We start from the raw sequence: 20775 nt of genomic DNA, 5'->3' as shown, positions 1-20775 counted from the left end.
GGCCGTCATGGTTGCAGCCTGAGGTGACGGGCCTGTGGATCGCGCTGGCGACGCTGGCGCTCGGTACGGTGATCGGGGTGGTACGTCTGCGCCGCGACGGACGGGTGCGCGCGGCGGCCGGAGAACGGCTGACCGCGGACATGCTGGGCGCCGCCATGGGCGAGCGGGCCACGCTGGTGCAGTTCTCGACCGCGTTCTGCCAGCCCTGCCGGGCGACCAGGCGGGTGCTGGCCGACGTGAGCGCGCTCGTGCCCGGGGTGGCGCACGTCGAGATCGACGCCGAGTCCCGGCTCGACCTGGTGCGCCGGCTCGACATCATGCGCACGCCCACAGTGCTTGTGCTGGATCCGTCAGGGAACGTCGTCAAGAAGGCGTCTGGCCTGCCGCGGAAGGCCGACGTGCTGGCCGCGCTGGGGGCCGCGATCCCCTCCGGGGAGTCATCGCCGTCTCACGAACTGTCTCAGAACTCGGACGAGATGTGACAGATGGCGAGACGACGAGTAGTGTCGACGCCATGAACCCGTCGACAGAGCTGCTCACGAAGCGGCGCGCAGTTGATTTCTGCCGCGTCGCCACCGCGCTCTGTCGCGCTGCCTGAGGACGGTCACCGCGGACATCTGGTCCGCCCCATCGCCCCCTTCAGGAGCATCCTGTGATGCGTGCTGATCCCAGAGCCCTGCGCTTCGCCGCGGCCATCACCACCCTGGTCCTCGCTCTCGTCCTCGTGACGGGCAGCGCGTGGCTGCTTGCCGCCCAGGCGGTGGTCTTCGCACTCGGAGTCGCGCGGCTCTCGCCGTACACGATGCTCTTCAAGGCGCTCGTCAAAAGCGCCCCGAAGGAGACGGAGGACGCTCGCCCGCCGCGGTTCGCGCAGGGGGTCGGGCTGCTCTTCGCGGTCGTGGGGCTGGCCGGGTTCGCCGCCGGGATCACATCGCTGGCCCTCGGGGCCACGGCCGCGGCTCTCCTCGCCGCCTTCCTCAACGCAGCCTTCGGATTCTGCCTCGGCTGCGAAACGTACCTGCTCACCCGCCGTCTACTGCCCGCCGCCAACATGGAGGTTTCCGAATGAGCCGCTCCGCCGCCCTGGTGGACGCCGACTGGGTCGAGGCCAACCTCGACACCCCTGGCGTCGTACTCGTCGAGGTCGACGAAGACGTCAGCGCCTATGACAAGGGCCACATCCGTGGCGCCGTGAAGGTCGACTGGCGGCAGGACCTGCAGGACCCGGTCCGCCGCGACTTCGTGGACAAGACCGGTTTCGAGGCCCTGCTGTCGGACCGCGGCATTTCCAACGATGACACCGTCGTGCTCTACGGCGGCAACAACAACTGGTTCGCGTCCTACGCCTACTGGTACTTCAAGCTCTACGGCCACCAGGACGTCAAGCTGCTCGACGGCGGGCGCAAGAAGTGGGAGCTCGACTCCCGCGAGCTGGTCCGCGACGTGCCCGAGCGCGCCAAGACCCAGTACGTCGCCCAGGAGCAGGACTCCGCGATCCGCGCCTTCCGCGACGACGTGGTCTCCGCGATCGGCAAGCTCAACCTGGTCGACGTGCGCTCGCCCGACGAGTTCACCGGCAAGCTGCTCGCCCCGGCCCACCTCCCGCAGGAGCAGGCCCAGCGCGGCGGCCACGTGCCCACGGCCCGCAACATCCCGTGGTCCAAGGCCGCCAACGACGACGGCACCTTCAAGTCCGACGACGCGCTGCGCGCCCTCTACGGCGAGGCCGGCGTCGACTTCGGCAAGGACACCATCGCCTACTGCCGCATCGGCGAGCGTTCGGCGCACACCTGGTTCGTGCTGCACGAGCTCCTCGACCAGGCCAACGTGAAGAACTACGACGGTTCGTGGACCGAGTACGGCTCGCTCGTGGGCGTGCCGATCGAGCTGGGAGAGGCCCGCTGATGACCACTGCACAGGGTTGCGGAGCGCCGGAGCAGACCATCGCGCTGCCGGCCGGGATCGATCTGTCCAACCAGGCCGTCATCCAGGGCGTGGTGACGGGCGCCACCACCGCCTACGCGCGGCTGCTCGACCACTCCGGCGAGTTCACCGGTGAGGTCGTCGTCTCCGACGACGGCGTCTTCCGCTTCTTCGCCGCTCCCGGCGACTGGACCGTCCGCATCATCGCGGGCGGCGGCGTCACCCGGGACGTTCAGGTGGAGGCCAGGCTGGGTGAGGTCTCCCAGCTCGCGGTCGCCGTCTGAGCCCGACAGCGTCAAGGCGGGGCCCGTGTCCACATCGGACACGGGCCCCGTCCCCGTTCCGGGCGGACGCAACCGAAACCGGCGCGGCGGTGTTGGAGAGATTGTGAGTGGAACCGACTGCCTCGACCCGGTGCGCAAGGCGCTCCTCGACGACCTCGACGAGGGCTTCGCCGAGCTGTACGCCGCCCACCGCGGCCTGGTCTTCTCGACCGCGCTGCGGCTGAGCGGGCGCTGGGCCGACGCCGAGGATCTCACCGCCGAGGCGTTCCTGCGGGCGTACCGGGCGCTGGCGGGTTACGGGCCCGACCGCGTGGCCGCGTTGCAGCCGCGGGCCTGGCTGATGACGATCCTCATGAACATCTGGCGCAACTGCGCCAGGGCCAAATCCCGCAAACCGCCGCCCGACCTGCGTGACGAACCCGTGGACGAGCCCGACCCCGCCCAGAACGTCGAGGACGCGGCGGTCCGCAAGGAGACCGGCGACGAGCTGTCGGAGCTGCTCGGCCTGCTGCCCGACGAGCAGCGGGCCGCGGTGGTGCTCCGGCACGTCGTCGACCTGCCGGTCAGCGAGATCGCCACCGTGCTCAGGATTCCGCAGGGCACGGTCAAGTCACACGTGTCGCGAGGGCTGCGGCGGCTCCGTGAACTGGGAGGTGCCCGATGAACAACGATTCGCTACTGGCCGGGCTGGCCGGGCTGGCCACCGACGCGCCCGACGGGCTGCTCGACCGGATCGCCGCCCGCTGGGTGAGCGTGCCCGCGCCGATCGGCGAGCTGCGCGTGGCCTTCACCGACCAGGGCGTGGCGTACGTGCACGCCGGCGACGACTTCGCCGCCTCCTTCAGGAAACGCTTCGGCCGGCCGCTGCTGGCCGCCGAACGGCCGCCCGCCGGGCTGCTGCCCGCGCTGCGCACCGGCCGCCTGGGCAAGCTGCCGCTGGACCTGCGCGGCGTCAGCGGCTTCCAGCGCGACGTGCTCGACGCGGTCAGGACGATCCCGAGGGGCGAGGTCAGGCCGTACGCGTGGGTGGCCGCGCAGATCGGGCGGCCGCGGGCCGTACGGGCGGTGGGGACGGCGCTCGGCGCCAACCCGGTGCCGCTGCTCGTGCCCTGCCACCGGGTCGTCAGGTCCGACGGCGTGACCGGCGACTACGTGTTCGGCCCGGCGGCCAAGGAACGGCTGCTGCTGGCCGAGGGCGTCGATCTCGACCGGGTGCGCTCGCTGGCCGGGGAGCGGGTGTTCTACCTGGCCAGCGACACCACCGGCGTGGTGTGCTTCCCGACCTGCCACAACGCCCGCCGGATCACCCCCGCCCACCGCCACGGCTTCCGCAGCCTGGCCCAGGCCAGGGCGGCCGGCTACCGGCCGTGCCGCACCTGCCGGCCCGCTCAGGTGGAAGGCTTGGCCGGGTAACGCATCAGAAGGGTCGCGCGCACGACGTCGGGGCCGTGCGCGCGGTAGCCGTGGGGGACGTCGGCCAGCCAGGAGATGTGGTCGCCGGGCCCGGCCGTGAGCGGTTCGTGGATCGGGCCGGCGCTGAGCGTGCCGCTGAAGACCGTGACGTGCTCGCTGACGCCCTTGTGGTGGGCGGGGGAGGTCTGGGTGATGCCCGGCGGCACGCGGACGCGGTAGAGCTCGTAGGTGACGCTGTCGTCCTCGAAGACCTCCAGCAGGTCGGCCTCGATGGCGGCGCCGCGCATGGTCCGCGGTTCGGGCGGGGAGTCGAGTATCGCTCCGATGGGCACGCCGAGCTGCGCGGTGATCGCCCAGAGCGTCTCCAGCGTGGGGTTGCGGGTGCCGGTCTCGACGCCGGACAGCGTGGCCTTGCCGATGCCCGCCCGTTTGGCGAGCTCGGACAGCGAGACTCCGCGCGCCTGTCGCAGCCGTCGCAGCCGATCACCGACGACGGCGGGGTCCTGGTCGAACGCGGGCAGCGGGTCCATGACGCCATCGTGCCGCACGGTTCGTCCGATGTGGACCGCCGATCCTTCGGCTCCCGGATTTGTCACTGCACGGATGGTCCGCGAACACGCTGGTCACCGGGTGTCCGCGAGTTGCGGCTGCGGCGTAAGGGACAGACCGCTACGATTCAGCAGATGTCCGGATCGACAGGTGTGATGGCGCCGCCCCGACCTGGGTCTGCGCCGGCTCAGCGGATGCCGTCGCCGTACTCGCTGCCCCTGCACGCGCTGCGCCTCGCGGGGAGATGCGCGCTGCCGCTGATCCTCTGGTACGCGGCGGGCCAGGTCGTGCGCTTCGCCTTGCTGTACGCCGCCACCGAGCTCGCCTACGGCGACTTCCGGCAGGTCCGGCTGGTGGGCACGGTCACGTTCCTGACCATGATCGTCCTCGCGGTGATGACGGTCACCACGGGCATGCTCTACACCCTGCGCGGCGCGCTGTGGGAGATGCGTGCCCGGAGGAGCGAGGGCGTCGAGGACGAGCGCTTCTTCAGGGTGCTCGACCGGGTGGCCCCCGCCTTCGCGGTGCTCTACCTCTCATGGGGCTGGCACGTGGAGGACGCGCGCGCCCTCCAGCGCATGGACCTGAACCACCACTTCTACGACATGACGTCGGCGGCCTGGTTCGGTGAGAAGACCCAGGTCGGCAAGGGGCTGACCGACCTCGACTGGCGGGTGTCGCTGGGCGCGATGGTCGTGCTGTTCGGCCTGAAGTGGCTGTTCGCCAAGTTCGTGGAGCAGGGCAAGGGCAAACTGTTCGGCTTCGGCGCCGCCTTCTCCGAGTTCGCCTTCGTCTTCTACGGCCTGAACGCCACCGTCGCCATCGCCGGGCTGCGCTCCGACTGGGTGGAGCACCGCAGCGTGGTCGCCGGCACCGAGGACCTGGTGGAGCAGGCGGAGAAGAGCGTGCCGCTGTGGAAGACGGTCACGGACGCGGTGGGCGACTTCTGGCCGTACTTCATCGACGGCGTCGCCGTCCCGCTGGCCTGGCTGACCATCGCGATGCTCGTGTTCGGCGCCTACTCCGACGAGACCCGCAGCCTGTTCAAGGGCACCCGGCTCGAACGGGGCGTGGACCGGCTGGAGGGCAGCCACGACCTCACCAAGAGGTCGTTCGACCAGCTCACCGGCGGCTTCCGGGACCGCTGGCTGCCGCTGGCCAACTCCCTGCGGATGATCATCAAGGGTGGCGCGCCGCTGTTCGGCATGATGTGCCTGTGCTACGTCGTCCTCACCGTGGGCGCCGAGTACGCCGAGCGCGCCGTGGTGACGCTCGTCGGCTCGCAGGCCGAGTGGGCCTGGACGTACAAGCAGGGGCCGGTGACGTTCGTGCGCGAGATGGTCGTCACCGTGCTCACCATGGCGCTGCTGGCGGCCACGTACGACCTGGCCGCCACGCGGGCCAGGCTCAAGGGCGAGCCGCTCACCGACGTCTGAACCGCAGCACGTCCGCTTCCGGTTTGCCCGCCTTCTCGCGCTTGAAGAAGTCCGCCGTGGGGGTGTCGGAGCGGTAGTCGCTGGGCGTGAAGGAGAGCTCGACCTCGTTCGCGACCGGCGTCGGGACGATGGCCATGCCTTCGATCTTGTACTCCTTGCCCAGCTCCAGCCGGTCCGTCGGGCGATCGCCCGGCTCGAACTCCACCGTCCAGCTCCGGCCGGCGCGGTCCTCCAGCTTGACCTTGCCCGGCGCGGCGGTCATGGTCGCGCTGCCCTCGTCGAGCAGCTTCTGGGTGATGTCCACCTTCAGCCAGGTGACCTCGGGGCCGTGCTTGCTGCCCTGAGGGGCCGGGACGGTGCTCAGCGCGGCCTTCCACTCGATGTCGTGGAGCTTGCCCGACTGGCCGGGGGCGACGGAGATCTCCCTGACCGTGATGCCGTCGGTGATGGTCGTGTCGTAGAAGACGTAACCGTCGTACGTGGTGAGGCCCATGGCGACGACGGACGCCACGACGGCGCCCACGGCGACCAGGACCAGCCGGCCGCGGCTGGGCTGCGGGGGCTCCTGCGGCGCCGGCGGCTGCTCCGGCGGCACGGAGCCCGCGCCGGGAGCCGCGCCGGGGGCCGTGCCGGGGGCCCGCTGCGGGGACGGCATGGTCATGCCGGGGCGAATGGCGGGCAACGGCTGCGTGCTGCGGCCTCCGGAGGACTCCCGGGGGGCGGGCGGCCAGACCTGCTGGTCGGGGTGCACGTACCGGCCGCGTTCCGGCCCCTGCTGCCCGAACCCGTGCCCGGCGGCCGGCTGCCCCCCGAACCCGGCCCCTGACGCCCCTTGCCCGAACCCGGCACCCGCCGCGGGCGCGCCCTGCCCGAAAGGCCCCTGTGCGGGGTTCTGCGGTGCTTCGGGCATCCGGGGGCCACCGGGCGCTCCCGCGCCGGGCATGCCGTACCCGGGGGGCGGCGTGGGGTGGTTCGGGGACGGCGAGGCCGTACGGCGGCGGCGGGGCCTGGGCGGCCTGGCCGGCAGGGGCGCCTGCGGCTCCGGCGCGGACGCCTGCCCGGGCGCGGGGAACGCCGGGGACGCCGGAGCCGCAGGCGGTCCCGGAGGCGTCGCCGGGCCCGGTGGCGGCGGGGGAGGCGGGAAGGCCGAAGGGGAAGGGTCCTCGGCCTGCTGGTCGTTCCTGGGGGCGAACCAGTCGCGCTCGTTCGTGCTCACAGTGCGATCACTTCTTGACGGTGGAGTAGACGGCCTGCGGCGAGGCCGCGAGCTTGCGCGCGGCCTCCTCGTCGAGCCCGAGGTCGACCTCGACCTCCGGCTGGAACGGCTCCACCACCACCTCGGCCGGCAGCCCGAAGACCACCCGCGCCCCCGGCAACGCCGATGGAGGAACCTCGAAGAAGAACCGCCCGCTGACCCAGATGTCGGGCTGCACCCACGTGTTGGCCAGCGTCAGAGGGCTCGCCACGCGGTCGGTGGCGTCGAACTTCTTGCCGTCCGTGGTCAGCAGCTCCGGCTGCCCCAGGTGGTACGGCTTGAGGCTCGACTTGGCCGAGGCGGTGACCACCAGGAACAGGTTGTCCGTCGCGATGGTCTGGTCGCTGTTCTGGATCGTCTTGGCGGCCACGAACGAGTCGAGCCGTACGGTGAACCGCCGGGCGTCCACGCTCTCGCCCTTGACGCCCTTGTACGTCACCTTGGCGCTCGCCTCGTTGGCGGACAGGTGGAACGTCTGGAGCCCGACGGCGGCGGCCGCCAGCAGCAGCCCGGCGCACGCGTTGAGCAGCGTCGAGCCCCGCTTGCGCCCGTGTCCGGCGTGGCGGTCGGGACGGCCGGGGCGGTCCGGGACGGCGGAGGAACGCGGCTGGGTGGCGGTCATGCCCCCTCACCCGCCTTGACCGGCATCGTCACGCGGGCCTTCACCTCGGGGAAGAACTTGTCGTCCTTCTCCTCGGCGATCATCTGCCAGCGCAGCCGCTGGTCCTCGAAGCCGGGGACGTACTCGAAGGTGGCCACGTCGACGGTGACCTTGTCCGGTGGCCGTTCGGTCGCACCGAGCCGGTAGCGGACGAGGACCTGGCTGGTCACGCCCGGATGGAGCTGCCGGGTCTCGTCGCCCTTGTTCACGGCGTAGACGAAGGGCCCCGACTCCTTGGGGAACTTGGGGCTGATGGCCACGAGCGAGTCGGCGAAGGACTCGCCGAGCCACGCCTGTTCCGGCTTGGCGGGGTCGGGAGGCAGGCCGACGCTGGACGTCTCGTCCCCCTTGTTGGTGACCTCGAAGACCAGCTCCACGAACCGCTTGTCCTCGTCGAACTGGGTCTCGGCCTTCTCCACCTTGACCCGCGACTCGACGAAGCGCGTGGAGTAACGGCCCTGGTCCAGGGTCGCGCCCTGGGCGAGCAGGTCCGGGCCCTTGTCGGGGGCCTCGTTCAGCCCGCCCAGCAAGGCGGTGATGCCGACGGCCGTGACCGCCACGAGAGCCACGATGGGCACCGCCACCGGGCGTCTGGGCCTCGTGTCGCCGGAGGGTTCCGTCATGGGTATGGATGGTAATAGGTCACGCTTGCCCCATCTGCCGCAATGCTCCCTTCTGGTGGGTGGAATTGCCGCGAACCCTGCCGCTACGGGGGTGGAAGCTCATACGCTGTCACGGAGCGGAAAAGGGCTGGCCCCTGCAACTAACGACATATCGCGGCCGGAGGGTCACGTGGCGGACGTGCATCCCGAGCATGCCCAGCTCCAGGCGGACCGCATCTACCTGGGGTGGCAGTACATGCTGCTGCATCCCGACCCCGGACCGCCGCCCAAACGGCCCTCGCCGGTCCAGGAGCCCGCGCCGGCCGCGGAGTCGTCCGAGCGCGCGGCGGCCGAGGCGCTGCGCCGCGAGCGGCTCCAGGAGGACATGCTCAATCGGCCCGTACGCGTCATCCGGGCCATCAGCCTGACCGTGTCCGTGCTGATCCTCGTGGCCGCGTTCAGCGGCTACCTGGGGTGGTCGTTCGCGATCCTCGGGCTGGTCGCGGCCGGAGGGGTGGCGGGCATCTGCACCTACGCCCTGCTCCAGGGTGACCGGGCGGTGCGCTTCAGGGTGCTCGAACAGCAGGCCAGGGACGACCGGCAACGTCAGGAACGTGACAAAGAACTGTTCCGTGCCCAGGAGGAGCACGCCCGGCGCTACCGCGAGTGGCAGGAGTCCAAGGAGCGCCACGAACGCCAGCTCACCTGGTACGCCGTCGCCGTCCCCGACGAGATCGACCGCATCGACGTGGCCGGCGGCACGCTGCCGGGCTGGTCCGCGCTGATCACGCTGCTCGGCGCCACCCGGCTCTACAGCGGCGGCCACCTCACCGTGCTCGACCTGTCGGAGGGCGCGATCGCCAAGGACCTGATCGAGCTGGCCCGCAAGGGCGGCGACGACCCGCTGGTCTGGGTGCTGCCGGTCGACCTGCCCAAGCTCGACCTCGGGGCCACGCTGAAGCCGGAGGCGTTCGCCGACGTGCTGGCCCACGTGGTCAGCGTGAGCGAGGAGCAGCGCACCACGCGTGACCTCAGCTTCGACAACGCCATCCTGGAGCGGGTGCTCGAAGTGCTCGGCGAGAACGCCACCATCAGCCAGGTCACCGCCGCCCTGCGCGCCCTGGCGCAGGTCGGCGACCCGCGGGACGACCTGCGCTTCGGCCTGATCACCGCGCCCCAGCTCGAACGCATCGGCACGCTGTTCGGCCGCGGCGTGAGCGACCGGGTGGTGATCGAGCGCGCCTGGGCCCTGGAGTCGCAGCTGCGCAAGCTGGAGACGCTCGGCACCCAGGCCGTGCGCCTGCCGCCCGCCCGGCTGCGGGTGGTGAGCATGGACCGGCAGGCCGGCGTGTTCGGCAACCGCGTGCTCGGCACGTACGTGGCCACCGCGCTCACCCACATCCTGCGCCAGTCGCCCGCCTCCGACCGGCCCTGGTACCACACGATCATCGTGGCGGGCGCCGACAAGCTCCGCGGCGACGTGCTCGACCGGCTCATGGACGCGTGCGAGACCTCCCGTACGGGGCTGGTGCTGACGTACCGGAGCCTGACCCCCACCGTGAAGGAGCGCCTGGGGCGCGGCCACGCGGCGGTGGCGTTCATGCGCCTCGGCAACGCCGAGGACGCCCGGGTCGCCAGCGAGCACGTCGGCACCGAGCACCGGCTGGAGCTGGCCCAGCTCACCGAGACGATCAGCGACGCCCTGCCGGGCCTCGACGGCGGCTACACCTCCACCATCTCCCAGGTCGACGACGACCGGCACGACCGCGGCGACGGCCACGCCGACCTGGTCGAGGACATCACCGAGTCCACCGAGTGGGGCAGGACCGCGGACAAGATCTCCGAGACCGAGCGCGTGCTGCACCGTTCGCGCGAGTTCCTGGTCGAGCCGCACCAGCTCCAGCAGCTCCCCACGACGTCCGTGATCGTCACCGACGCGACCGCCGAGGGCCGGCGGGTGCGGCTGGCCGACGCCAACCCGGCCATCCTGACCTTCCCCAAGACCACGCTGGGCGATCTGGAGGAGGTGCGCGAGGCCGTGCTGGCCCTTGAGGCGGGCGACGAGGGCGCCGACGGAGAGCCGCCACCCAACCTCGGGCCACCACCGCCACGCCTTGACTGGCGCAAGGGCAGGCAATGACCTGGTCAAGGGCGTGGTGAGGAGCTGACGATCGGCGGGACTTTACTGAGAACCGACTGTGGGGGAATTGAAAGATGCAGCCGAGTGTCTCGCTGAGCGGGCCCTGGTATCGGATCCAGTCGATCGCCGCACCCTCGCGAAGCTCGTCGGCGGAATGGGATTTCGTCACGGTGCTGCCCGCCGTGCTGTCGGCGGCGCAGCGTGACCGGCCGTTCGTCATCGGGTGGCTGTCGCGAGGTTCCGGCGCGCCGCTCGAACTGATCACCAACGCCGGCCCGCTCTCGCCGCCGCGCCAGCCACGCCGGGCGACCGACGTGCCCGGCCTGCCGACCGGGCCGCAGCCACTGCTGTTCCCCGGCGGCGCGCGGGGCATCGAGCTGGACGAGGAGTACCTGGCCGACCTGGCCGACCTGGTCTGGACGCCGTGCCCCGGCCGCCAGGCGCCGCCATTGGGCGGGCGGGGACGCGAGTTCGCCGGGTCCGACCCCGACGAGCTGAGGCGGCCCACGCTGTTCGAGTCGACGCTGGTCACGCTCATGTCGCGGCCGTTCGCCTGGCTGGTCGTGGCCGAGCCGACCGACCTGCTCGACGCCGAGGTGGCGCACCTGCGCACCCAGCTCAACGTCCTGCGGCAGTACGGCGACGCCTCCGAGCGCTCCCGGTTCGACGCCGAACGGGCCGAGCGCCGCATGCAGGAGCTCGACGCCTTCCGCGAGGCCGGCCTGTGGAACGTGCGGGTGCTGGCCGGCGGTGCCACCGCCGAGGAGCTGCGGCAGATCGCGCCCGTGCTCGTCGGGTCCGTCGAGATGAGCCACCACCCGTACCGGCTGCGCAGCGCGCACGGCGCGGTCTACGCGCTGTCGGAGGCCCTGGCCATCACCATGCAGGACCCGGCCGACAGCGCCGCCGCGCCCTTCGCCGCCACCGCGGGCGCGCTCGCCGCGCTGGCCGGGCTGCCCCGGCGCGAGGTCCCCGGCGTACGCGTGCTCGACTCCGGGTTCTTCGACGTGACCTCCGAGGCCGACGGCGGCGAGCTGGAGCTGGGCGAGATCCTCGACGGCCAGGACAGGGGGGTGGGCAGCTTCCGGGTGCCCCTGGCCACGCTCAACAGGCACGCGTTCGTCACCGGCGCGACCGGCTCGGGCAAGTCCCAGACCGTCCGGCACCTGCTGGAGCAGCTCAGCGAGGCGCGCATCCCCTGGCTGGCCATCGAGCCGGCCAAGTCCGAGTACGCGGCCATGGCCGGCCGCATCGCCGACCCGGTGACGGTGATCAATCCCTCGGCGCCCGAGGGCGTGCCGCTCAGCGTCAACCCGCTCGAACCCGAGCCCGGTTATCCCGTCCAGGCGCACATCGACATGATCAGGGCGCTGTTCATGGCGGCGTTCGACGCCGAGGAGCCGTTCCCGCAGATCATGTCGCTGTCCCTGCAACGGGTCTACGAGGCCACCGGCTGGGACGTCGTCACCGGCGGCGCCGTGCCCGGCTCGAACGTCCCGCCCAGCGTGCCGACGCTCGAACAGCTCCAGCAGCACGCCATGGACGTCATCAAGGAGATCGGCTACGGCCGCGAGGTCCAGGCCGACGTCGAGGGCTTCATCTCGCTCAGGCTGCGGTCGTTGCGGGTCGGCTCGGCCGGGCGCTTCTTCGAGGGCGGCCACCCGGCCGACATCGGCGGCCTGCTGGAGCGCAACGTCGTCCTCGCCATCGAGGACGTCGCCAACGACGAGGACAAGGCGTTCCTCATGGGCACGCTGATCATCCGGATCGTCGAGCACCTGCGCATGCGGGCCAGGAAGGAGAAGTCGGCCGGGCTGCGGCACGTCATCGTGATCGAGGAGGCCCACCGGCTGCTGCGCGACCGCGGCCACGGGCGGGCCTCCACCCACGCCGTCGAGCTGCTGGCCGGCCTGCTCGCCGAGATCAGGGCGTACGGCGAGGGCATCGTGGTGGCCGAGCAGATCCCGACCAAACTCGTCTCCGACGTCGTGAAGAACACCGCGCTGAAGGTCGTCCACCGGCTGCCCGCCGAGGACGACAGGAAGCTCGTCGGCGCGGCCATGAACCTCAGCGACGAGCAGTCCAGGCACGTCGTGTCGCTCCAGCCGGGCTCGGCCGCGGTGTTCGCCGACGGCATGGACCGGCCGTTGCGCGTGCGCGTCCCGCTGGGCGAGTCGCGGGAGAAGCCGCTGCCGGGCCCACAGCCGCCCATCCGCGGGCGCAGGTCGGCCGCCTGCGGGGCGCAGTGCCGTACCGGCCAGGCGTGCACCCTGGTGGAGCTGAGGGAGGCCGACGTCCTCGCCGACGGGCCGGACTGGGCGTGGCTGCGCATCTGGTGCGACACGGTCGTGCTCGCCTTCGTCAGCAACCGGCCGCTGCCCGGCGTGCCGCGCGCCCTGTCGGCGTCCTGGGCCGAGCTGCCCGCCCGCCGCCGCGAGTGCCTGCTCGCCACCCTGGTCGAACGTGCCGTCCAGCGGCGGGCCTGGTCGCTGCGGAGCTGGTTCGACCCGGCGCTGCTCACCGAGAAGGCCGCCGAGGTCGCCGCGCGGCTGCTGTCCGGGGCCGAGGCCGGCGGCGACCGTCCCGGGGCGTCGTGGGTGATCCCGCAGGTGCGCTGGCTGCACGAGGTCGACCGGCTCTTCCCGTACGGCCAGCCCGCCCCCAACCTGCGCAGTCCGGCCCCGCCCATGGAGTACGCCCTGTTCCGCGGGGCCAACGGCAACGGCGGCGCCGACCTGGTGCACGCCGAGCTGCTCGGCCACCGCGCCAAGGCCCTGCGCCACCACCCGCTGTCCATGGAGGTGGACCACAACCGGGCCCTGGCCTGGCGGGTGATCCTGGGCGACGACGAGAACGAGAACGTGCAGCGCGACATCACGAACGTGGCGATCGGCATCGAGGCGTCGGCCAGGATCAGGCACGTGGGCCAGACGATGGGCGCGGGCTGGCTGGAGGGCGTGCTGTCGTGGCCGCAGCGGTTCGTCCTGCCGTTCGAGCACGGGGGAGCCCCGGAGATCGCCTTCGTCGAGGCGCCCTCGTCCTGACGCCCCGGGGCGCCACGGCTAGCGGTCGCGGCGGCGTTCGAGGCGTTTGCGCCGGGCCACCTCGCGCTTGTGCTCGGCCAGCTCGCGCCGCCGTTCCCGCCGCCCCTGCGCGGCCTCCCGCCTGCGGCTCTCCAGCTCCAGCCGCATCGCCTCCTGGGAGGCCGTGCTCCGCACGGACACCTGCGCCGCGGCCCGCGCCGCCAGCTTGGCCGCCCGCTTGGGGTTGACCCGCCGCACCCGCTCCCCGGCGGCCACGGCGGGCGCGGCATGGGCCTGCTCCAGCAGGGGGACGCCATGGCGCATCAGGAACGCGTGCAGCTCGGGATCGGTGGGCTCGGACCCGAGGGTGAACCGGGTCGCCCGCAGCCGCCCGCCTTCGTCGACCTCCAGCACCCCGACCCAGAACGGGCCGTCCAGGTAGACCGACAACGTGACCATCTTCTCCGCCCTTCATCCAGGCATGCCGGGAAAACGACCTGGACAGGCCGCTTCCGGCACACCGGACATCCCTGGAAGGGCGGATACGTGAGGCTTCGCCCGGGCTACCAACCGGGCCGCGTTTTCGTGTGCAACTCCAGAGTACGACTCAACGGCGACTAGGATCCATGGGCATGACCCAGCTTCCTCTGCGGGCTCAGCTCGCCAGCGCCCTGGGACGCAGCGCCGCCACGCTCTCGCGGATGACCGGGCGCGGTGACGGCTCGGTGATCGGCGGCAGGGTCGGCCTGCTGCTTGAGCCCGACCTCCTGCGCAAGCTGGCCCGCGACCGCAAGCTGGCCCTGGTCAGCGCCACCAACGGCAAGACCACCACGACCAGGCTGATCACCTCCGCGCTGCTGGAGATGGGCGAGGTGGCCACCAACGCCTTCGGCGCCAACATGCCGGCGGGCCACGTCTCGGCGCTCTCCCAGCAAAAGGGCGCCCCCTACGGCGTGCTGGAGGTCGACGAGAAGTACCTGCCGGAGGTGCTCGACACCACCGGCGCGGGCGTCGTCTGCCTGATGAACCTCAGCCGCGACCAGATGGACCGCGCGGCCGAGATCTGGCTGCTCGCGCAGAAGTGGCGCAGGGCGCTGTCCGGCAGGCCCACCCACGTCATCGCCAACTGCGACGACCCCCTCGTCACCTGGGGGGCCTCCACGGCCGCCAAGGTCACCTGGGTCGCGGGCGGGCAGCGCTGGAAGGAGGACTCCTGGTGCTGCCCCGAGTGCGGCGGCCCCCTCGACCGCAAAGACGCCGACTGGTCCTGCCGTGAGTGCACCTTCCACCGTCCCGAGCCGCAGTGGATGCTCGACGACGACGTCGCCGTCGACCCGCGCGGGCAGCGCTGGCTGCTCGACATCCAGCTTCCCGGCCTGGCCAATCGCTCCAACGCGGTGATGGCGCTGGCCGTGGCCGACGCGTTCGGGCTGCCGGTCGACCGGGCGCTGCCCCGGCTGCGCGAGGTCACGTCGGTGGCCGGCCGCTACACCACGGTCGAGCGCGACGGCCGCCACGCGCGGCTGCTGCTGGCCAAGAACCCGGCGGGCTGGCTGGAGGCGTTCGACGTCGCCGACCCGCAGCTGCCGATCATCCTCTCGGTCAACGCGCAGGGCCCCGACGGCCGCGACACCTCGTGGTTGTGGGACGTCGACTACCGCATTCTGCGCGGCCGTCCGGTCTTCGTCACCGGTGAGCGACGGCTCGACCTGGCGCTCCGGCTCGACGTGGCCGACGTGCCGTTCACGTTGTGCAGCTCGTTCTCCGAGGCGCTGGCCATGCAGCCGCCCGGCCGGGTCGACGTGATCGCCAACTACACCGCCTTCCAGCTGATCCGATCGGAGTTCGGACGTGCCCTCTGACAGCGCCCTCAGCATCGTCTGGATCTACCCCGACCTGCTGAGCACGTACGGCGACCAGGGCAACGTGCTCGTCCTGGAGCAGCGTGCGCAGCGCAGGGGCATCGAGGTCGAGACCGTCTACGTCCGCTCGGCCGACCCCGTGCCGGAGAGCGGCGACATCTACCTCATCGGCGGCGGCGAGGACCGCCCGCAGATCCTGGCCGCCCAGCGCCTGCGCCGCGACGGCGGGCTCCAGCGGGCCATCGCCCGGGGCGCGGCGATGCTGGCGGTGTGCGCCGGCTACCAGATCATGGGCAGCACGTTCGGCGGCGAGGAGGGCCAGCCGGTCGACGGCATCGGCCTGCTCGACATCGCCAGCTCGCGCGGCCCGGCGCGGGCCGTGGGCGAGCTGGTCGCCGAGGTCGACGCCGCGCTCAACCTGCCCACGCTGACCGGCTTCGAGAACCACATGGGCGTCACGCACCTGGGCCAGGGCGTGCGGCCGCTGTCCAAGACGGTCGCCGGGGTGGGCAACGGCGACGGCTTCGAGGGCTGCTACGCGGGCCACGTGGTGGGCACGTACCTGCACGGCCCCGCGCTGGCGCGCAACCCCGCCCTGGCCGACCTGCTGCTGTCGTGGCGCGTGGGCGAGCTGACGCCCCTCGACGACTCCCGCTACGAGGCCCTGCGCCAGGAGCGGCTGAGCACCGTCCTGTCCGGCTGACGGCCTAGTAGACCAGGGCCTGGGCGCCCTCGCTGACCGCCTCCTCCACGAACGCGGGCGCGCCGGCGATGCGCACGCCGTCGATCACGTCGTCGACCGTGATGTCGCGGCGGGCGGCGCACTGCGTGCACAGGGTCACCCGGCCGGCCGCCAGGACGGCTTCCAGCAGGTCCGCCAGCGGCGCCGCGTGGGGCAGGGAGAACTCCTTGGCCCGCCCCGGCAGGGCGAACCACGACGACTCGCCGGTCAGCCAGAGGGAGACCGGCACGCCGCTTGCCAGCGCGGCCGCCGCCACCGTGAATGCCTGGTTGCACCGCTCAGGGGCGTCCGCCCCCGCGGTCACCTTGATCACCAAAGATCGTGCCATGGCGTCACCCTAACCCCGCCGCACCTGACCCCACACGTACGGATCGGCCTGGGCGCTGCCGAACGGCGACCAGGCGAGCCGCGTCTGCCCGGTCCTGTCCTCGGTGTCGGAGTCGTAGACGAGCACGTTCGCTCTCAGCGCGGCGGGCGGGGCGGGCAGCAGCGCGAGCGGGATGCGCACCTCGACGCCGTAGCCGCCGTGGTGGGCCGCCGCGGCCACGCGTACCCGCGGGGCGGGGCCCTGGCGGGCGTCGGCGTCGCGGGCGGCGCACGGCCCGCCCCGGGCGGTGTAGGGCAGGACGCCCAGCTTGAACGTGGTCGAGGTGTCGTCGGAGTCGCCGCGCGGGTCGAGGGCGATCTCGACCGCGTCGGTGCGCCAGTGGCGCTCGCACTCCCCGAGGGCGGCGCCGCGGGCCTCGTCGGTGACCTCGACCTGGACGTAGAGGTCGTCGCCGTGGCGGGCCAGCCGGGCGGTCGCGGCGCAGTCGGCCGCCGCGCAGCGTTCGCCCTCCCAGTGCGCCAGGCGCAGGGCGGGGCCGGCGTACTCGCCGGGGGAGGCGACGCCGTCGAGCACGGGAGCGCGCCCGGCGACCGGCAGCGTGGTGGCGGGCGGCTCGGGATAGTCCGGCTGTGCCCTGTTGGCCAGCCAGGGCAGGCCGACCGCGCGCGCCCAGTCGCGGAACTCGGCGTACAGGGGGCGAAGACCGGCCTGCTCGACGACGGGGGCGGCCACCGGCCGCCCGCCGTCGAAGACGACCGAGAACCAGTCGCACCCGAACGGCCCGGCCACCTTCGCCGGCCGGGAGGCGAACCCCTGCGTGCGGTACGCGCGCTCGGCGTCGCGCTCCCGCTGGGCCCACGTGCCGCGGTGGCGCGGCGACCGGACGCCCTCCCAGACGCCGAGCTGCGGCAGCCCGGTGGCCGGGTCGCGGAGGCCGGCCGTCGCGCAGCCGGGGCCCACGGGGCCGCGCAGCCCCCAGTTCTGGGTCAGCAGCCGGGAGGCCCGCCAGGGCGCGCCCGTCTCCGGGAACGCCGCGGGGTCGGCGGCCAGCCGGAACGCCTCGACGGCCAGCCGGGCGGCGAGCTGGTGCCCGCCGTGCTGGTTGAAGGGCCGCGGGTCCATCGTGACGACGGTCGTGGGCGTGGTGGCCCTGATCGTCTCGACCATGCGCCTGAGGGTGTCCGGCCCCCACGCGCGGGCGGTCAGGGGCGCCGACAGCGTGTACCAGAAGTCCGGTCTGTCCAGGTAGAAGACGTCGCGGATGCCCGCGTGCGCGACCGCCTCGCGCTCCTCGGCCTCCCTGATCCGGCCGAGCGCCGCGCCCTTCTCCGGCCCGGCGGCGTTGCCGCCGCCCTCGCCGCGGGTGACCGTCACGACGCCGGTGGTCAGCCCCAGGCGTTCGCGCCACTGCCCGAACGTGGACAGCGACTGGTACTCGTCGTCCGGATGGGCGCCCACGAACAGCACGTCGACGTGCGGCGGCACGGCCCAGGCATCCAGCATCGCGGCTCCCCCCGACGGAACGTCTCCCCGATCCAGAAGGTTAGCCACCGGCGCTAGGCTTGGTGAGCATGGAAGAACCTGAGGTGCATCCCGCTCTGGAGCAGATCGCGTTCCTGCTCGGCCGCTGGGAGGGCGCCGGCGTGGGCGGCTACCCGACGATCGAGAGCTTCAACTTCGGCCAGGAGATCGAGTTCGGCCACAACGGCAAGCCGTTCCTGACGTACGTCAGCCGCACCTGGCTGCTCGACAACGACGGCAACCGGGTCAGGCCGCTGGCCACCGAGTCCGGCTACTGGCGGGCGCAGCCCGACCGGCAGATCGAGGTGGTGCTCGCGCACCCGACCGGCATCGTCGAGATCTACATCGGCGAGGTCGTCTTCCACAAGATCGAGCTGCGTACCGACGTCGTGGCCCGCACCTCCACGTCCAAGGAGTACACCGCGGGCCACCGCCTCTACGGCCTGGTCAACGGCAACCTGATGTGGGCCTACGAGATGGCGGCCATGGGCCACCCGCTCACCGACCACATGTCGGCCGAGCTGAAGAAGGTGTCCTGAGCATGACCTCGCCCTTTCCCCCCGAGGCCGTCGAGGCGATCAAGCGCCACATGAACGACGACCACACCGGCGACGCCCTGGTCATCGTCCGCGGGCTCGGCGGCCGGCCGGGGGCCACCTCGGCGGTGACCAGCGACGTCGACGCCGAGGCGATGGAGTTCACGGTCGACGGCGGCGAGCGGGTGCGCGTGCCGTGGGGCGAGACGCTGACCGAGCGCGCCCAGGTGCGCAAGGCGGTGGTGCGCCTCTACCGGGCGGCCTGCGCCGAGCTGGGCATCGAGCCGCACGGCGAACACTGAGGGAAGAATCGATCGGAGAAACAAAGAGGGCCCCGGGCAACACTCCGCCTGCCTAGCAGACGGGCCGGATGGACCATGGCCGGGATGCGTCATCCCGCCCTCCGGCTGCCAGGGGCCCCGGTGGTTGCCTCGGATTCGCTTGCGACACGAGACAACAGTCCGCAGCGCTAGCGGACAACCACCTCGCTAGCCCGACTATGACTATCCATTATTCGGACCACCTCCTTTCCGCGTACTCATGAAGCTATGCGGTCGCGCGCGCCGGGGGCAAGTAATTATCGGACGGCCGCGAACAGGCGATCGTGCGCTTTACACTCGGGGCATGACCGAGACGCAGTGGCACGAGGAACTCCGCGCCAAGGGCTACCGGGTCACCCCGCAGCGGCAGCTCGTGCTCGAAGCGGTCAAGGATCTGGAGCACGCGACGCCCGAGGAGATCTGCACCAAGGTCCGCGAGACGGCGCGCGGGGTCAACATCTCGACCGTCTACCGCACGCTGGAGCTGCTCGAAGAGCTCGGCATGGTCACCCACACCCATCTCGGCCACGGCGCGCCGACCTACCACCTGGCGGCCGAGGCCGACCACGTCCATCTGGTGTGCCGGGGGTGCGACGAGGTCTTCGAGGTGCGTCCCGAGCTGGCCGAGGGGCTGGTGAAGGGGCTCGACGAGGAGCTGGGGTTCGCGGCCGACGTCCATCACCTCACGGTGTTCGGCCGGTGCAGCAACTGCCGCTGACCCGCGGCACCGGCGTCGGGCGCCGTCGCGCGGGCGGATAGCCTTGAGGGCATGCGTAGCCCTCTGCTCGATCTCCCCGGCGCCGTCGCGGCCGACGGGCCGGACGCCGACGTAGCCGCGCACTATGGCGACCTGTTCGCCGAACAGCGCGCGCTGGCCAAGGGTGAGGCGGTCGTCGACCGCAGCAACCGCGAGGTGGTCCGCATCTCCGGCGTCGACCGGCTGAAATGGCTCAACGACCTGACCTCGCAGAAGCTCGACGCGCTGCCGCCCGGCCAGTGGACGCAGACGCTCGACCTCGACCTCCAGGGCCGCGTGCTGCACCACCTCACGCTGGTCGACGACGGCGAGAGCGTGCTGGCGCACGTCGAGCCCGGCACGGCCCAGAGCCTGATCGACTACCTCGACCGCATGCGGTTCATGCTGCGCGTGGAGGTGTCGCGGGCCGACGACCTGGCGGTGCTCTCCACGGCCACCGAAGACTTCCTGGTGCCGCGCGCGGAGCTGGCCGACCATCTGGGCCGGCCCCTGGCGGGACTGTGGGCGTACGAGGCGCTGCGCATCGAGGCGCACCGGCCGCGGCTCGGCTTCGAGACCGACCACAAGACGATCCCCCACGAGGTCGACTGGATCGGCTCGGCGGTCCACCTGAGCAAGGGCTGCTACCGGGGCCAGGAGACGGTCGCCCGCGTCCACAACCTGGGCCACCCGCCGCGCCGCCTGGTGTTCCTGCACCTCGACGGCAGCGTCGACACCCTGCCGGTGCACGGCGACCCGGTGATCTTCGAGAGCCAGGAGGTCGGCGTCGTCGGCTCGGCCGCCCGCCACCACGAGCTGGGCCCGATCGCGCTGGCCGTGGTCAAGCGCACGGTCCCGGTCGACGCGCCGCTGCTGGCCGGTGGCGTGGCCGCCGCCCAGGAAGTCGTCGTGCCCCCCGACGCCGGCCGCAACGTCGCCATCGACCCCTCGCTGCGCCGCCGCATCCGCTGACCCGTCAGGCGTCGATGTCGAGGACGAGCGTGATCGGCCCGTCGTTGACCAGCGAGACCTTCATGTCGGCGCCGAAGCGGCCGGTCTCCACATGGGCGCCGAGCGCCCTCAGCTCCTCGACCACGGCCTCCACCAGCGGCTCGGCGACCGGTCCAGGGGCCGCGGCCTGCCAGGTGGGGCGCCTGCCCTTGCGCGCGTCGCCGTAGAGGGTGAACTGGCTGATCACCAGGAGCGGGGCGGAGACGTCGGAGCACGACTTCTCGCCGTGCAGGACGCGCAGGCCCCACAGCTTGGCGGCGAGCTTGGCGGCCTCGGCGCGGGTGTCGGTGTGCGTCACGCCGACCAGGACCAGCAGCCCAGGCTCGTCGACCGCGCCGACCGTCTGCCCCTCGACCTCGACGGAGGCCGAGCTCACTCGTTGTACGACTGCTCGCATGGCATCCCATTCTGGCGCAGAAAGAACTGTTCGTAG

At 72.2% G+C, this 20775-nt stretch carries 23 protein-coding genes; 15 read left to right on the top strand and 8 right to left on the bottom strand.

Annotated elements, in window-relative coordinates:
- The first annotated feature begins 23 nt into the window (after positions 1–23).
- The 6 genes from AB0J97_RS33385 (at position 24) to AB0J97_RS33360 (ending at position 3620) form a co-directional block, all read left to right on the top strand.
- Positions 24–482, top strand: a complete 459-nt coding sequence (locus AB0J97_RS33385) for a thioredoxin family protein (protein ID WP_357706200.1) — start codon at positions 24–26, stop codon at positions 480–482.
- A gap of 173 nt (positions 483–655) precedes the next feature.
- Entirely contained in the window at positions 656–1069 is a 414-nt protein-coding gene (locus AB0J97_RS33380; RefSeq protein WP_357706201.1) for a DUF4395 domain-containing protein, read from the top strand.
- Complete coding sequence (locus AB0J97_RS33375; protein WP_357706202.1) at positions 1066–1905, top strand: sulfurtransferase; 840 nt, start codon at positions 1066–1068, stop codon at positions 1903–1905. The genes AB0J97_RS33380 and AB0J97_RS33375 overlap by 4 nt, the downstream gene beginning before the upstream one ends.
- A complete protein-coding gene (locus AB0J97_RS33370) occupies positions 1905–2207 on the top strand; it encodes a DUF1416 domain-containing protein (protein WP_357706203.1) in 303 nt (100 codons plus the stop codon). The genes AB0J97_RS33375 and AB0J97_RS33370 overlap by 1 nt, the downstream gene beginning before the upstream one ends.
- Before the next feature lie 103 nt (positions 2208–2310).
- Positions 2311–2871, top strand: a complete 561-nt coding sequence (locus AB0J97_RS33365; RefSeq protein WP_364096086.1) for a sigma-70 family RNA polymerase sigma factor — start codon at positions 2311–2313, stop codon at positions 2869–2871.
- Positions 2868–3620, top strand: a complete 753-nt coding sequence (locus AB0J97_RS33360) for a methylated-DNA--[protein]-cysteine S-methyltransferase (RefSeq protein ID WP_357706205.1) — start codon at positions 2868–2870, stop codon at positions 3618–3620. The genes AB0J97_RS33365 and AB0J97_RS33360 overlap by 4 nt, the downstream gene beginning before the upstream one ends.
- Here AB0J97_RS33360 and AB0J97_RS33355 read toward each other — a convergent pair.
- A complete protein-coding gene (locus AB0J97_RS33355) occupies positions 3596–4150 on the bottom strand; it encodes an XRE family transcriptional regulator (protein WP_357706206.1) in 555 nt (184 codons plus the stop codon). The genes AB0J97_RS33360 and AB0J97_RS33355 overlap by 25 nt on opposite strands.
- Positions 4151–4363: 213 nt before the next feature.
- On the opposite strand from AB0J97_RS33355, the gene AB0J97_RS33350 reads away from it, so the two are divergent.
- Positions 4364–5605 (top strand): hypothetical protein, encoded by a 1242-nt coding sequence (locus AB0J97_RS33350; RefSeq protein WP_357706207.1) that lies wholly within the window; start codon positions 4364–4366, stop codon positions 5603–5605.
- Here AB0J97_RS33350 and AB0J97_RS33345 read toward each other — a convergent pair.
- Genes AB0J97_RS33345 through AB0J97_RS33335 form a run of 3 tightly spaced genes read right to left on the bottom strand, consistent with a single transcriptional unit; the run spans position 5592 to position 8144 of the window.
- A complete protein-coding gene (locus AB0J97_RS33345; RefSeq protein ID WP_364096081.1) occupies positions 5592–6821 on the bottom strand; it encodes a hypothetical protein in 1230 nt (409 codons plus the stop codon). The two genes, AB0J97_RS33350 and AB0J97_RS33345, sit on opposite strands and share 14 nt — an antisense overlap.
- 7 nt (positions 6822–6828) lie before the next feature.
- Positions 6829–7482, bottom strand: a complete 654-nt coding sequence (locus AB0J97_RS33340; protein WP_364096078.1) for a hypothetical protein — start codon at positions 7480–7482, stop codon at positions 6829–6831.
- The gene (locus AB0J97_RS33335) at positions 7479–8144 is read right to left on the bottom strand and encodes a hypothetical protein (RefSeq protein WP_364096075.1); all 666 of its coding nucleotides are present in this window, start codon (positions 8142–8144) and stop codon (positions 7479–7481) included. Before AB0J97_RS33335 ends, AB0J97_RS33340 begins: the two co-directional genes overlap by 4 nt.
- A 169-nt stretch (positions 8145–8313) precedes the next feature.
- On the opposite strand from AB0J97_RS33335, the gene AB0J97_RS33330 reads away from it, so the two are divergent.
- Together AB0J97_RS33330 and AB0J97_RS33325 are read left to right on the top strand one after the other, a co-directional pair.
- Complete coding sequence (locus tag AB0J97_RS33330; protein WP_364096072.1) at positions 8314–10263, top strand: hypothetical protein; 1950 nt, start codon at positions 8314–8316, stop codon at positions 10261–10263.
- A 74-nt stretch (positions 10264–10337) separates the two neighbouring features.
- Positions 10338–13307, top strand: coding sequence for an ATP-binding protein (locus AB0J97_RS33325; RefSeq protein WP_357706212.1), 2970 nt, complete (start codon positions 10338–10340; stop codon positions 13305–13307).
- 18 nt (positions 13308–13325) lie between these two features.
- Here AB0J97_RS33325 and AB0J97_RS33320 read toward each other — a convergent pair whose 3' ends face one another.
- Complete coding sequence (locus tag AB0J97_RS33320; RefSeq protein ID WP_364096069.1) at positions 13326–13745, bottom strand: DUF2992 family protein; 420 nt, start codon at positions 13743–13745, stop codon at positions 13326–13328.
- A gap of 173 nt (positions 13746–13918) precedes the next feature.
- On the opposite strand from AB0J97_RS33320, the gene AB0J97_RS33315 reads away from it, so the two are divergent.
- Both AB0J97_RS33315 and AB0J97_RS33310 read left to right on the top strand, forming a co-directional pair.
- Entirely contained in the window at positions 13919–15148 is a 1230-nt protein-coding gene (locus tag AB0J97_RS33315) for a MurT ligase domain-containing protein (protein ID WP_357706214.1), read from the top strand.
- Entirely contained in the window at positions 15138–15851 is a 714-nt protein-coding gene (locus tag AB0J97_RS33310) for a glutamine amidotransferase (protein ID WP_364096065.1), read from the top strand. The genes AB0J97_RS33315 and AB0J97_RS33310 overlap by 11 nt, the downstream gene beginning before the upstream one ends.
- Before the next feature lie 4 nt (positions 15852–15855).
- Here AB0J97_RS33310 and AB0J97_RS33305 read toward each other — a convergent pair whose 3' ends face one another.
- The gene (locus AB0J97_RS33305) at positions 15856–16218 is read right to left on the bottom strand and encodes a DsrE family protein (RefSeq protein ID WP_364096062.1); all 363 of its coding nucleotides are present in this window, start codon (positions 16216–16218) and stop codon (positions 15856–15858) included.
- A 9-nt stretch (positions 16219–16227) separates the two neighbouring features.
- Positions 16228–17721, bottom strand: a complete 1494-nt coding sequence (locus AB0J97_RS33300; protein ID WP_364096059.1) for a sugar-binding protein — start codon at positions 17719–17721, stop codon at positions 16228–16230.
- A gap of 68 nt (positions 17722–17789) precedes the next feature.
- Here AB0J97_RS33300 and AB0J97_RS33295 point away from each other — a divergent pair, with 68 nt between their 5' ends.
- The 4 genes from AB0J97_RS33295 (at position 17790) to AB0J97_RS33280 (ending at position 20303) form a co-directional block, all read left to right on the top strand.
- The gene (locus tag AB0J97_RS33295; protein WP_357706218.1) at positions 17790–18278 is read left to right on the top strand and encodes an FABP family protein; all 489 of its coding nucleotides are present in this window, start codon (positions 17790–17792) and stop codon (positions 18276–18278) included.
- A 2-nt stretch (positions 18279–18280) separates the two neighbouring features.
- Positions 18281–18577: a DUF2470 domain-containing protein gene (locus AB0J97_RS33290; protein WP_364096056.1), complete on the top strand. Its 297-nt coding sequence runs from the start codon at positions 18281–18283 to the stop codon at positions 18575–18577.
- Positions 18578–18899: 322 nt separating this feature from the next.
- Positions 18900–19313, top strand: coding sequence for a Fur family transcriptional regulator (locus tag AB0J97_RS33285; RefSeq protein ID WP_352319736.1), 414 nt, complete (start codon positions 18900–18902; stop codon positions 19311–19313).
- Between the two features lie 51 nt (positions 19314–19364).
- The gene (locus AB0J97_RS33280) at positions 19365–20303 is read left to right on the top strand and encodes a folate-binding protein (protein ID WP_357706220.1); all 939 of its coding nucleotides are present in this window, start codon (positions 19365–19367) and stop codon (positions 20301–20303) included.
- A gap of 4 nt (positions 20304–20307) precedes the next feature.
- Here AB0J97_RS33280 and dtd read toward each other — a convergent pair whose 3' ends face one another.
- A complete protein-coding gene (gene dtd / locus AB0J97_RS33275; protein ID WP_357967172.1) occupies positions 20308–20739 on the bottom strand; it encodes a D-aminoacyl-tRNA deacylase in 432 nt (143 codons plus the stop codon).
- Positions 20740–20775 lie beyond the last annotated feature (36 nt).

Source organism: Nonomuraea sp. NPDC049607, from assembly GCF_040675375.1.
Classification (GTDB): Bacteria; Actinomycetota; Actinomycetes; order Streptosporangiales; family Streptosporangiaceae; genus Nonomuraea.
The sequence above is the reverse complement of the archived record's forward strand: the minus strand, read 5'-3'. Positions and strand labels throughout refer to the sequence as shown.